Source organism: Eikenella sp., from assembly GCF_057315495.1.
On sequence record NZ_DBHKXY010000034.1, the window covers coordinates 130,110 to 142,068 of the forward strand.

Genomic DNA, 11,959 nt, shown 5'->3' on the forward strand with positions numbered 1-11,959 from the left:
AGAAGACGGCGCGGTGCTGCTGTATGTCGGCCGACAGCTGGTGCATGGAGTGACCAGCCCGCAGGCGTTTGAAGGCCTGAAAATGGCCAGCCGCAAACTGTGGCGCATCGACAGCGTGGTCTCCACCGCCGACCACAACACCCCCACCGACCATTGGGACGAAGGCATCAAAGACCCCATCTCCAAGCTGCAAGTGGACACTTTGGACAAAAACATCAAAGAATTCGGCGCGCTGGCGTATTTCCCGTTTAAAGACAAAGGCCAAGGCATCGTGCATGTGATGGGCCCCGAACAGGGCGCGACGCTGCCCGGCATGACCGTCGTCTGCGGCGATTCGCACACCAGCACCCACGGCGCGTTCGGCGCGCTGGCGCACGGCATCGGCACCAGTGAAGTGGAACACACCATGGCCACCCAGTGCATCACCGCCAAAAAATCCAAATCCATGCTGATTGAAGTTTCAGGCCGTCTGAAACCGGGCGTAACCGCCAAAGACATCGCGCTGTACATCATCGGCCAAATCGGCACGGCGGGCGGCACGGGCTATGCCATCGAGTTCGGCGGCGTAGCCATCCGCAGCCTCTCCATGGAAGGCCGCATGACTCTGTGCAACATGGCGATTGAAGCCGGCGCGCGCAGCGGCTTGGTGGCGGTGGACGACACCACTATCAACTACATCCAAGGCCGCAAATTCGCCCCCAAAGGCGCGGATTGGGACAAAGCCGTGACCTACTGGCGTACACTGGTGTCCGACGATGGCGCGACATTCGACAAAACCTACCGTTTCCGCGCCGAAGATATCGAGCCGCAGGTAACGTGGGGCACGTCGCCCGAAATGGTGCTGGGCGTGGACGGCAAAGTGCCGAATCCCGCCGACGAAGCCGACGCGGTGAAACGCGCGGGCATGGAACGTGCTTTGGAATACATGGGCTTGGCCGCCGGCACGCCGCTGAACGAAATCCCCGTCGACGTGGTGTTCATCGGCTCCTGCACCAACAGTCGCATCGAAGATTTGCGCGAAGCCGCCGCGGTGGCCAAAGGTCGCAAAAAGGCGGGCAACGTGAACCGCGTGCTGGTCGTGCCCGGCTCCGGCTTGGTGAAAGAGCAGGCGGAAAAAGAAGGCTTGGACAAAATCTTCACCGACGCGGGCTTTGAATGGCGTGAACCGGGCTGCTCCATGTGTTTGGCCATGAACGCCGACCGCCTCGCGCCGCAAGAACGCTGTGCCTCCACCTCCAACCGCAATTTTGAAGGACGGCAGGGCAACGGCGGCCGAACGCACCTCGTCAGCCCTGCCATGGCGGCGGCGGCGGCGGTGGCCGGGCATTTTGTCGATGTCCGGACGCTGGCTTGAGGTTTTTAGCTTCGTTGAAGCTGCGCTTTCAGGTAGCCTCTATCTGCCCACAGGCTACCTGAAAAAGTTAAAATACCCCGTCTCAAGTAACCCAAATAATTGAACTCCATGAAAACCCTCCTCAAAACCACCCTCCTGCTCGCCGCTCTCTGCCCCGCCCTGGCTACCGCCGAGCCTATTGCCTCGCCCACGCCGGAGCAGTGCCGCACCGTGCTGAGCGAATTTGCCATGTTTGAAGCCTTCATCGCTGCCTGTCCGCGCATTGCCCGCGCCGAAATCGACACGCGCACCCGCCTCAACAACGTTTACGAAGGCTTCGCCCGCTACGGCGAATGCGGCAAACAAATTGAAAGCGAACCGATCGCCTCCATGCTGCGCGAGCATCCCGCTATCCGCCTGCTCGGTCAAGACGGCAAACGCCGCCCCAGCAGAGCCGAAGCAGACGCCTTCTGCCGCCGCCACCGCGGCGACCTCACCCACATCGTGCTCAAATACAACCCCGGCCGCAACCGTTAAACCGCCCGCCCCTGCCAAGGCTACCTGAAAATCCAACTATGAAAGGAAAATAATATGGGATTGGATATGCGCCCGTTAAGCAAACCCAAAGCGGGCAAGGAACAACGCTTTTACGAGCTATATAGTCTGATACCGTCGGAAAATCTTTCTCCCGACCAGCGGGAACAACTGCTGGAAGAATGGTTTGCGCTCGGCATACCCAGCTATGAAACCATCAAGGCACCGCAAGTGGGCAGAGATGCTCAGGCAGACGCTTGGCTACGCGAACAATACGATGCCGACGATAATCCGGATAAACCGCCGTTTGATGAAGTTTACCAAGATTACCAAGGCTACTATGTAATCGAATTGGCTCCGGAACAAGACAGCGTGCCGGTATATCGCGCCTTTGGCCAAGATGCAAATGTATTCCGCGGCCAATTCCTAGCCGACTGCCAGGATCTGATCAGCGAAGATTTGCTCAACGAAGCATGGTCGAACCATTTGGCCGAAGAAGCCGTAGATTATGCCCAACGGCTGCTTGCCGCAGTTACCCCCATCGCGCAGCAACACGGCTTGGAATATCTAAAAGACCAATATGAACCGCCAGAAGCCGAACCAGAAAGTTTGGAAAGCCAATTGCACATTGTCTATTCTCTGGCGCGCTGGTTGATTTTTTATGGTAGCCGAGGCCACGGTTATGAAGCCGATTTTTAATCCGGCGGTTGTCCGCCATCAGAGGCTACCTGAAAAGTAAAATCCGATAAATTCAGGCTAAATCAGCCGTCAGGCTTGCTGTTTTGGCCGATAATAAAGCCACACGAGCCAATCGTGCATCTTTCATTTCTTCACATAAGGAGCTGAAAACATGAAACACCTTCTCATCCTCGCCATTACCGCCATCGGCCTATCCGCCTGTTCCAGCACTTGGCACGGCGTAAAAGAAGACACTGCCAACAACATCGACCACACCCGCGAAGCCGTGCGCAAGGGCAGCAATGCCGTTGGCCGCGGTATTTCCCATGTGGGCGAGAAAATCGAAAACGCCACTGAATAAACCAGGCATCCGGCAGGCCGAGCGCCTGCCGGAATAAAAATATCCATATAAACATAAGGTTGCATTTTCAGGTAGCCTTTAAGCAAACCACAAAGACCCGCCATGAAAGCCTTTACCCAGCTCACCGCCCTCGTTGCCCCGCTCGACCGCAATAATGTGGACACCGATGCCATCATCCCCAAACAATTCCTCAAATCCATCAAACGCAGCGGCTTCGGCGTAAACTGCTTTGACGAATGGCGTTATCTCGACCACGGCGAGCCGGGCATGGACAACAGCAAGCGCCCGCTCAATCCTGATTTTTCGCTGAATCAGCCGCGCTACCAAGGCGCGCAAATCCTGCTCACGCGAAAAAACTTCGGCTGCGGCTCCTCGCGCGAGCACGCCCCTTGGGCGCTCGACGATTACGGCTTCCGCGCCGTCATCGCCCCCAGCTTTGCCGATATTTTCTTCAACAACTGCTACAAAAACGGCCTGCTGCCCATCGTGCTGACTGAAGAGCAGGTGGAACAACTCTTCCAAGAAACCTATGCCACCGAAGGCTATCGGCTCAGCATCGATTTAGAACGGCAAACCGTTACCACCCCCGGCGGCACCACGTTTAAATTCGACATCACCGAACACCGCAAACACTGCCTGCTCAACGGCCTCGACGAAATCGGCCTCACCCTGCAACACGCCGACCAAATCCGCGCCTTTGAAGCACAACGCCGCCAAAGCCAACCCTGGCTGTTTAACAGCTAAACCCAAGGCTACCTGAAAGCAAGTTTCAGCGAAGCTAAAACCTTTTTTCAGGTAGCCTTCTATCCTTCCCAACTCCTATAGAAAACGTTATGAAACCCGCACTCCTCCTCACAGCCCTGCTGCCCCTCCTCGCCCTCAGCGCCCAAGCCGAGCCCATCAGCAACAAAGAGCAAGCCGTAGCCCGCGTGTCTGCCTCCGTTGCCCGCCACCGGCTAACCAGCCTGAAACCGGAATGCCTGCTGTTCATCACCACCGAAACCGCCAACAACTACACCGTGGACGTGCACGAAAAACACGATGCCCGCTGCGGCGGCGATCCGCACACCGCCCCCCGCCTGTTCGGCTACGAAGTGGACAAAGCCAGCGGCCGTATGCAAATTGACGACCCCATGAGCGGCGAAACCCGCCCCATTAACTAACCCATTGCAGGCTACCTGAAATCTGCTCTCTCTTTTTCAGGTAGCCTTTATTTAGGCAATCACCATGCGCCTGTGGCACCAAGCCCTTATCCCCCAACTCCCCCGCGCCCAACTGCTCGGCCAACACCGCGAATGCGCCGCCTTGCGCGGCAACGGCTGGGGCCGGCCGCACGCCACCGTAAACTACGTCTTCGCCCGCAGCCCTTATCTGCTCTACGCCTACCACGTCCTCATCATGGACGAAATGCAGCGGCGCGGCTACCGGCCTGATCCCGCGTGGCGCGATAAAAACCATCGCGGCAACACCTGCCCGCCCTATCCCGATTTATTGGAAGAGCCTGTCGGCAGCCCGATTTATGCCGAACACGATGATGATTACCTTGCCGAATGCTTGGCGAATCTGCGCAGTAAAGGTATAGCCATCTGAACAGCTGCTTAACCCACCCATTTTTAGCTTCGCAGAAACTTTGCTACGCTTACTTTAGCTTCGCAAAAATCCTGCTCTTGCTCATTTTAGCTTCGCAGAAACTCGCTTCGCTCATTTTCAGGTAGCCTCATATGAAAACCTTAGCCGACCTCATTAATACCGCCGACCCTGCATGGCCGCTGATTCAAGAATGGCTTGCCGAAGCCGCCAATCCGGTGGAAATCCTGCCGCGCGACCCGGCCGCCGCAGAAGCCGAACTGGTGAAAACCCAAGTAAGCACCCGCTCGGTGATGGGCGCGGTGGTGTATGAAACCGGCGGCATCCTCATCGACCACGGCTGGTTGCGCATCCTGGGCTCGGGCAGCCCCCGCCTGCCGCGCGGCCTCGGCAGCTGGAATCTCGGCCGCACCCAAGCCGAACCTGCCGCTCCCGCGCCTTATTACCTGGTTGCAGACGATGCCGCCGGCGGCTACTTTGCCCTCAACGGCGGCGGCTTGGATGGCACACCCGGCAATGTGTTCTACCTGCCGCCCGACACCCTTGAATGGGAAGACTGCGAACTGGGCTACACCGACTTCCTCAACTGGGCGTTTAGCGGCGATTTGGCACTGTTCTACGAAAACGTGCGTTGGATGGGCTGGCAAGAAGAAGTGGCCGCATTGGGCGGCGACAGCGTTTACCACTTCTTCCCGCCGCTGTGGACGGAGGAAAGTGCAGATATCGAACAAACCAGCCGCCGCGTTATCCCGATTGCCGAACACTACGCCGCCACGCTGGATATTTTGCGGCAACTTGCCAAATAGGATGCCGCTTCACTTTTCAGGTAGCCCTAAACCATGATTACCGACACCATCGCCCATGCATCCCGCTACGCCGCGCTGCACCCCGACTTTGCCGAAGCCTTCCGCCTGCTGCAAAGCCTGGATTTAGCCGCCCTACCCGACGGCCAAGTGCCGTGCGGCAACCCGAATATCCGCCTCTTTATCCAAACCGAAACCCTGCGCGCACGCGAAGCCGCGCTGCCCGAAGCGCATTTGAACCACATCGATATCCAAGTGCCGTTAAGCGGCAGGGAAACCTACGGCTGGATCGACCGCAGCCGCCTGCAAAACGGCCAAGGCTATAACGAAAAGCGCGACATCGAATTTTTCCGCTGCACGCCGGAAACATGGTTTGATTTGGAAACAGGCGAATTTGCCCTCTTCTTCCCCAACGACGGCCACGCCCCGCTTGTGGGCACGCCCGGGCAAACCATCCGCAAAGCGGTGTTTAAAATCCGCAGCGCAGATTGCCGCATCGCGTGAATTTTTCAGGTAGCCTTTATGGCTCCCGCTATCAAACACCATAATAAAATTAAATCACGCGCATCCCATTTTGGCGAAACTCGCCTGGCTCGTTTTCAGGTAGCCTGCCGGCTGCTCTGAGCAGTATTTCAAAAACAAAGGAATCGGAAAATGTCTTTCTTCAGCAAGCTTTTCGGCCGTGCGCCGAAAACAATGGATTGGCGGCAGTTTATCCAACACTTTGCCGAGCACATCCGCCGCGATTGTGCCGTGGATGCGCAAATCGAATGGGGCGAAAGCCTTGAAGACACCGTGTTGCAGGTAGGCGAAGGCAAGCTTTATCTGGGCAACCACTACGCCCGCTATCTGCAATCCCCGGCCGATTTAGACGTCCTCCTCGCCGCCAACGCTGCCATGGTGCGGCAAATAATGGCCGAGCGGCCGCCAGCCCGTGCCGAGCAGCTATTCCCCGTGATTCAAAACGGCCTCTGGCTCGAACACCTGCGGCAGATGACCCAAGTATCCGGCACCGAGCCCGAAGAATCCGTTATCTACCGCCCGATTGCCGGCGATTTGGTGCTGCTCTATATGCTCGACACCGGCGAAGCCATGCGTTCTTTCAGCCGCGAAGACGCCGTTGCCGCCGGCCTGGCCGACGATGCCGCGCTGCACCACACCGCCCTCGCCAATCTGCGCCAATATATGCAAGGCAAAATACAGATTGAGCACATAGAAGAAAGCAGCCTCACCCAAATCCTGCTCGACAGCAACTACGACGCCTCCCTTATCCTGCTTTTAAACGAAATCCTGCCGAGCGACCCCGTGCTGCCCGCCAACCCCGTGCTGGCTATTCCCGCGCGCAACGTGCTGATTTTGTGCAACCCCTCCGACGAACGCGCCATCGCCACCCTGAAGGTTGCCGCCGCACAGATCGCCGAAGAAGGCCCCTACACCATTTCCACCCTGCTCTACCAATACCACAACGGCGAAATCAGCCTGTTTCAGCACCATTAAGGTTTTCAGGTAGTCTCAAATCCGAAGTAAGGCTACCTGAAAAATAGTTATCCACCTTCTATAAAGGACTTACCCTCATGACCAAAAAACTAGCCATCATCAAAGGCGACGGCATCGGCCCCGAAATCGTACGCGAAGCCGTGCGCGTGCTCGATAAATTGATTGAACAGGGCTTGGACGTATCCTACGAATACGCTCCGCTGGGCGGCGAAGCCTACGACCAATTCGGCAGCCCCTATCCCGAGTTTACGCAAAACCTGTGCCGCGCCGCCGATGCCGTGCTGCTTGGCGCGGTGGGCAGCCCGCAATACGACAACCTCGACCGCCCGCTGCGCCCCGAGCGCGGCCTCTTGGCCATCCGCAAAGATTTGAATTTTTTTGCCAACCTGCGCCCCGCCATTTTGTATAAAGAGCTGGCCAACGCCTCCACGCTCAAACCCGAAATCGTGGCAGGCCTCGACATCCTCATCGTGCGCGAACTGACCGGCGACATCTATTTCGGCGAACCGCGCGGCATCCGCACGCTGGAAAACGGCGAGCGCGAAGGTTTCAACACCATGCGCTACAGCGAAAGCGAAATCCGCCGCATCGCCCACGTTGCCTTCCGTGCCGCGCAGAAACGCAGCAAAAAAGTCTGCTCCGTGGGCAAAGCCAACGTGTTGGAAACCACCGAACTGTGGTGCGAAATCTTCGAAGAAATCGGCAAACAATACCCCGATGTCGAACTCTCCCACATGTATGTGGACAACGCCGCCATGCAGCTCGTGCGCGCGCCCAAACAGTTCGATGTGATCGCCACTGGCAACATCTTCGGCGACATCCTCTCCGACGAAGCTTCCATGCTCACCGGCTCCATCGGCATGCTGCCCTCCGCCTCACTGGACGAAAACGGCAAAGGCCTATACGAACCCTCGCACGGCTCCGCGCCCGATATCGCCGGGCAAAACAAAGCCAACCCGCTGGCCACCATCCTCTCGCTGGCCATGCTGCTGCGCTACAGCCTGAACGACGAAGCGCGCGCCGTGCAGGTGGAAAATGCCGTGCAGAAAGTGCTGCAACAAGGCTTGCGCACCGGCGATATTTACGAACAAGGCACCCAGCTCGTGTCTTGCAGCGGCATGGGTGATGCCGTGCTGACCGCGTTATAATCCGCCGCCTCATCAGGCTATCTGAAAACCGTTGCCAGCTTTCAGGTAGTCTCCCAATCATTTCAAACCATAAGGAAAACGAATGACTACCCTACCGCCCTGCCCGCAATGCCAATCCGAATACACCTATGAAGACGGCGCCAACCTCATTTGCCCGGAATGCGCCCACGAATGGTCGGCCCAGGCCGATGCCGCTGCCGAGGCAGACGACGCCCTCAGCGCAGTTGATGCCTACGGCACACCGCTGGCCAACGGCGACAGCGTGGTGCTGCTCAAAGACCTGAAAGTGAAAGGCAGCTCGCTGGTGCTCAAACAAGGCACCAAAGTGAAAAACATCCGCCTGCAGGAAGGCGACCACGACATCGCCTGCAAAGTAAACGGCACCGCGCTCAACCTCAAATCCGAATTTGTGAAAAAGGCTTAGGCTGCGGAATAGCCGAAGGCTACCTGAAAAATCATTTTCAGGTAGCCTTTGTGCTAAACTCGCCCGCATCTTCCCAATCTTCTTGTTTCAACCATCATGCCCGGCAACTCCTTCGGACAACTCTTCCGCATCACCACCTTCGGCGAAAGTCACGGCGCAGGCATCGGCTGCATCATCGACGGCTGCCCGCCCGGCCTGCCGCTTGCCGAAGCCGATATCCAGCCCGACCTCGACCGCCGTCGCCCCGGCACCAGCCGCCACGTTACCCAGCGGCGCGAAGCCGACCAAGTGGAAATCCTCTCCGGCGTGTTTGAAGGGCGCACCACCGGCACGCCCATCGCCCTCTTCATCCGCAACACCGACCAACGCAGCCGCGACTACGGCAATATCGCCCAACAATTCCGCCCCGGCCATGCCGACTACACCTATTGGCACAAATACGGCATCCGCGATTATCGCGGTGGCGGCCGCAGTTCTGCGCGCGAAACCGCCGCCCGCGTGGCCGCCGGTGCCGTGGCCAAAAAATGGCTGCGCGAGCAGTTCGGCACGCAGATTCTCTGCTGGGTGAGCCAGGTGGGCGAGCTTGAAATCGCATTTGAAGGCGAAGAATTAATCGGCCAAAACCCCTTCTTTGCCGCCAACCAAAGCCAAATCGCCGACTTGGAAGCCTATATGGACTCCGTACGCAAATCGCTCGATTCCGTGGGCGCGAAACTGCATATTGAAGCGCGCAACGTCCCCGTCGGCCTGGGCGAGCCCGTGTTTGACCGGCTGGATGCCGACATCGCCCACGCCCTGATGGGCATCAACGCGGTGAAAGCCGTATCCGTCGGCGACGGCTTCGACGTGGTGCGCCAACTCGGCAGCCAACACGGCGACGAGCTCACGCCGCAAGGCTTCGCCAGCAACCATGCCGGCGGCATCCTCGGCGGCATTTCCACCGGCCAAACCATCCGCGCCGACTTCGCCGTGAAGCCCACCAGCTCCATCGCCACTCCGCGCCACAGTATCGACATCCACGGCCAGCCCGTTATGCTCGAAACCCACGGCCGCCACGACCCCTGTGTCGGCCTGCGCGCCGCCCCGATCGCCGAAGCCATGCTCGCCCTCGTGCTCATCGACCACGCCCTGCGCCACCGCGCCCAAAACGCTGATGTGCGCGTGATCACGCCCGATATCGCCAAACTGCAAAACGGTTGAAGGCTAGCTGAAAAATAAACCCCGCCTTTTCAGGTAGCCCAACCCCGAGACCCATCATGCCCCGTATCCATGCCCTGCCCGACCACCTTGTGAACCAAATCGCCGCCGGCGAAGTGGTGGAACGCCCCGCCGCCGCGCTCAAAGAAATCATCGAAAACAGTATTGATGCCGGCGCCACCCGTATCCAAGTGGAGCTGGCCGGCGGCGGCATCCGCCTCATCCGCGTGGCCGATAACGGCAGCGGCATCCATGCCGACGACCTTCCGCTCGCCCTCTCCCGCCACGCCACCAGCAAAATCGCTTCGCTGCAAGATTTGGAGCACGTGCGCAGCATGGGCTTTCGCGGCGAAGGGCTGGCCAGCATCGCCTCCGTGTCCCGCCTCACCCTCACCAGCCGCCAGGAAGGCAGCCCCGCCGCCCGCCAAGTGCGCGCCCGTGACGGGCAAATCGAGCCCGCCGCCGCTGCCGCCCACCCCGTAGGCACCAGCGTGGAAGTGGCCGACCTCTTTTTCAACACCCCTGCCCGGCGCAAATTCCTCAAATCCGAAAACACCGAATACGCCCACTGCGCCACCGTGTTCGACCGCCTCGCCCTGGCCAACCCGCACATCGCCTTCGAGCTTGTGCACAACGGCAAAACCACCGCCAAATACCCCGCCCAAAGCCAAAACGAACGCATCGCCGCCGTGCTGGGCTCGGATTTTCAGGCCGCCTCCCTGCCCATCGACAGCGGCAACGGCATCCTCCGTTTGCACGGCCTCATTGCCAAACCCACCTTCGCCCAAGGCCGCAGCAGCCAGCAATACTGTTTTGTAAACAACCGCTTCGTGCGCGACAAAGTGATGCTGCACGCCGCCAAACAGGCCTACCGCGATGTGTTGCACCAGCAAATCACCCCCGCCTTCGTGCTGTTTCTCGAACTGCCGCCCGAAATGGTGGACGTCAACGTGCACCCCACCAAAACCGAAATCCGCTTCCGCGACAGCCAGGCCGTACACCAGCTCGTGTTCCACACCCTGAACAAAGCGCTGGCCGACACCCGCGCCGACCAAACCGACAGCGTGAGCAACGCCGGCAGCCTGCTGCAACACATCCACAGCCAAAGGCTACCTGAAAGCGAGCCAGGCGAGTTTTTGCTGCGCAGAAGCTCGCCTGGCTCGCTTTCAGGTAGCCCCAGCGCCCGCACCCCTGTTGCTTATAACCCTGCCCGCGCCCCGCAGCAGCAACGCCTCACCCTGCAAGAAAGCCGCGCCGCCTGGCAAACCTATGCCGAGCTTTATAAACACAGCGGCAGCGAAGACCCCGAACTTGCCGCCCTCGAGCAAAGCCGATTCGCATCAAGCGCGGAAGCCGCCCGGCTACCTGAAAACAATGCCGCAGAACACCCGCTCGGCTTCGCCATCGCCCAGCTGCTCGGCATTTATATCCTGGCTCAAGCCGAAAACAGCCTGCTCTTAATCGACATGCACGCCGCCGCCGAGCGCGTGAACTACGAAAAAATGAAAGCCCAGCGCCAAAGCCACGGCAGCCTGCACAGCCAGCAGCTGCTCATCCCCGTGAGCTTTGAAGCCACTCACGAAGAAATGGCCGCCCTGGCCGAACACGCCGATTTGCTGCGCCAATACGGCCTCGACTGCTCCGCCGTGGGCAGCCACACCATCGCCATACGCGCCGTGCCGCAGATGCTGGGCAAAGCCGATATTTCCGAACTTGCCCGCAGCATGCTGCAAGAAGCCGCCCACACCGGCAGCATCCGCACCGTAGAAGAGCGCGAAAACCGCATCCTCAGCACCATGGCCTGCCACGGCTCCGTGCGCGCCGGCCGCCGCCTCACCCTGCCCGAAATGAATGCCCTGCTGCGCGATATGGAAAATACCTCCCGCAGCAACCAATGCAACCACGGCCGCCCCACCTGGGTGAAACTCACCCTCACCGACCTCGATGCCCTGTTCCTGCGCGGGCAATAGGCAGGCTGCCCGTGCGGCAGACGAAAGGCTACCTGAAACAGGATAAACCGTTTTTCAGGTAGCCTTTCTTGTAGAAACCAGTAGCGTTGTTTACAGTATTTCCAGGAGAATACTGAAACATGAACATGCACAAAAACACCCGACTCACCCCGCACCACCGCCAAGCCATTTGGCTGGCCTACACTCAGGAGAAGGAAAGCGTCACCTCCCTGGCACGCCGCTACCAAGTCAGCCGCGTCACCATCTACCGCGCACTTAAAGCCGCAAGGGGCAGGCTGCTCAAACCCCAAACCAGCACCAACAACCGTTTCAAACAGGCAAAGTACGGAATGAAACGTCTGGCCAAGGTAGAACGCAGCATTCAGGAAAAACTGGCATAAGTAACAAAAAAGGTGCTATTTCAGAGAACCTTGCCAGTAAGTAACAA

14 protein-coding genes and 1 pseudogene are annotated in these 11,959 nt (G+C 58.9%); all 15 read left to right on the forward strand.

Annotation, left to right across the window (positions count from 1 at the left end):
• On the forward strand, positions 1–1,354 hold a 1,354-nt coding region (leuC, locus tag ACO6EE_RS06300), incomplete at its 5' end, for a 3-isopropylmalate dehydratase large subunit (RefSeq protein ID WP_485960015.1).
• A 108-nt stretch (positions 1,355–1,462) separates the two neighbouring features.
• Positions 1,463–1,870, forward strand: a complete 408-nt coding sequence (locus tag ACO6EE_RS06305) for a hypothetical protein (protein WP_485960016.1) — start codon at positions 1,463–1,465, stop codon at positions 1,868–1,870.
• A gap of 54 nt (positions 1,871–1,924) precedes the next feature.
• Positions 1,925–2,566, forward strand: coding sequence for a hypothetical protein (locus tag ACO6EE_RS06310; protein WP_485960018.1), 642 nt, complete (start codon positions 1,925–1,927; stop codon positions 2,564–2,566).
• Between the two features lie 151 nt (positions 2,567–2,717).
• A complete protein-coding gene (locus ACO6EE_RS06315; RefSeq protein WP_070633170.1) occupies positions 2,718–2,906 on the forward strand; it encodes a hypothetical protein in 189 nt (62 codons plus the stop codon).
• Positions 2,907–3,008: 102 nt separating this feature from the next.
• On the forward strand, positions 3,009–3,650 hold the full coding sequence (leuD, locus tag ACO6EE_RS06320; protein WP_485960020.1) for a 3-isopropylmalate dehydratase small subunit: 642 nt from the start codon (positions 3,009–3,011) through the stop codon (positions 3,648–3,650).
• Positions 3,651–3,739: 89 nt separating this feature from the next.
• Positions 3,740–4,069: a hypothetical protein gene (locus ACO6EE_RS06325; protein ID WP_485960022.1), complete on the forward strand. Its 330-nt coding sequence runs from the start codon at positions 3,740–3,742 to the stop codon at positions 4,067–4,069.
• Positions 4,070–4,133: 64 nt separating this feature from the next.
• Complete coding sequence (locus ACO6EE_RS06330) at positions 4,134–4,496, forward strand: TIGR02328 family protein (RefSeq protein WP_485960024.1); 363 nt, start codon at positions 4,134–4,136, stop codon at positions 4,494–4,496.
• 131 nt (positions 4,497–4,627) lie between these two features.
• The gene (locus ACO6EE_RS06335) at positions 4,628–5,299 is read left to right on the forward strand and encodes a DUF2625 domain-containing protein (protein WP_485960026.1); all 672 of its coding nucleotides are present in this window, start codon (positions 4,628–4,630) and stop codon (positions 5,297–5,299) included.
• Between the two features lie 33 nt (positions 5,300–5,332).
• A complete protein-coding gene (locus ACO6EE_RS06340) occupies positions 5,333–5,800 on the forward strand; it encodes a NanQ anomerase/TabA/YiaL family protein (protein ID WP_485960027.1) in 468 nt (155 codons plus the stop codon).
• 150 nt (positions 5,801–5,950) lie between these two features.
• The gene (locus ACO6EE_RS06345) at positions 5,951–6,793 is read left to right on the forward strand and encodes a DUF1444 domain-containing protein (RefSeq protein WP_485960029.1); all 843 of its coding nucleotides are present in this window, start codon (positions 5,951–5,953) and stop codon (positions 6,791–6,793) included.
• A 77-nt stretch (positions 6,794–6,870) separates the two neighbouring features.
• Positions 6,871–7,941, forward strand: coding sequence for a 3-isopropylmalate dehydrogenase (leuB, locus tag ACO6EE_RS06350; RefSeq protein WP_485960030.1), 1,071 nt, complete (start codon positions 6,871–6,873; stop codon positions 7,939–7,941).
• A gap of 82 nt (positions 7,942–8,023) precedes the next feature.
• On the forward strand, positions 8,024–8,365 hold the full coding sequence (locus ACO6EE_RS06355) for a zinc ribbon domain-containing protein YjdM (RefSeq protein ID WP_070541777.1): 342 nt from the start codon (positions 8,024–8,026) through the stop codon (positions 8,363–8,365).
• A 96-nt stretch (positions 8,366–8,461) separates the two neighbouring features.
• A complete protein-coding gene (gene aroC, locus ACO6EE_RS06360; protein WP_485960033.1) occupies positions 8,462–9,565 on the forward strand; it encodes a chorismate synthase in 1,104 nt (367 codons plus the stop codon).
• Positions 9,566–9,621: 56 nt separating this feature from the next.
• On the forward strand, positions 9,622–11,532 hold the full coding sequence (gene mutL, locus ACO6EE_RS06365) for a DNA mismatch repair endonuclease MutL (protein WP_485960035.1): 1,911 nt from the start codon (positions 9,622–9,624) through the stop codon (positions 11,530–11,532).
• Positions 11,533–11,651: 119 nt separating this feature from the next.
• Positions 11,652–11,906: pseudogene (locus tag ACO6EE_RS06370) on the forward strand (IS481 family transposase); the annotation flags it as partial.
• Positions 11,907–11,959 lie beyond the last annotated feature (53 nt).

Bases quoted from the DNA above. Each gene is read 5' to 3' on its own strand.
- mutL (WP_485960035.1), top strand. From the start codon at position 9,622: ATGCCCCGTATCCATGCCCTGCCCGACCACCTTGTGAACCAAATCGCC.
- ACO6EE_RS06310 (WP_485960018.1), top strand. From the start codon at position 1,925: ATGGGATTGGATATGCGCCCGTTAAGCAAACCCAAAGCGGGCAAGGAA.
- ACO6EE_RS06340 (WP_485960027.1), top strand. From the start codon at position 5,333: ATGATTACCGACACCATCGCCCATGCATCCCGCTACGCCGCGCTGCAC.
- ACO6EE_RS06305 (WP_485960016.1), top strand. From the start codon at position 1,463: ATGAAAACCCTCCTCAAAACCACCCTCCTGCTCGCCGCTCTCTGCCCC.
- ACO6EE_RS06355 (WP_070541777.1), top strand. From the start codon at position 8,024: ATGACTACCCTACCGCCCTGCCCGCAATGCCAATCCGAATACACCTAT.
- leuD (WP_485960020.1), top strand. From the start codon at position 3,009: ATGAAAGCCTTTACCCAGCTCACCGCCCTCGTTGCCCCGCTCGACCGC.
- aroC (WP_485960033.1), top strand. From the start codon at position 8,462: ATGCCCGGCAACTCCTTCGGACAACTCTTCCGCATCACCACCTTCGGC.
- ACO6EE_RS06325 (WP_485960022.1), top strand. From the start codon at position 3,740: ATGAAACCCGCACTCCTCCTCACAGCCCTGCTGCCCCTCCTCGCCCTC.
- ACO6EE_RS06315 (WP_070633170.1), top strand. From the start codon at position 2,718: ATGAAACACCTTCTCATCCTCGCCATTACCGCCATCGGCCTATCCGCC.
- ACO6EE_RS06330 (WP_485960024.1), top strand. From the start codon at position 4,134: ATGCGCCTGTGGCACCAAGCCCTTATCCCCCAACTCCCCCGCGCCCAA.
- ACO6EE_RS06345 (WP_485960029.1), top strand. From the start codon at position 5,951: ATGTCTTTCTTCAGCAAGCTTTTCGGCCGTGCGCCGAAAACAATGGAT.
- ACO6EE_RS06335 (WP_485960026.1), top strand. From the start codon at position 4,628: ATGAAAACCTTAGCCGACCTCATTAATACCGCCGACCCTGCATGGCCG.
- leuB (WP_485960030.1), top strand. From the start codon at position 6,871: ATGACCAAAAAACTAGCCATCATCAAAGGCGACGGCATCGGCCCCGAA.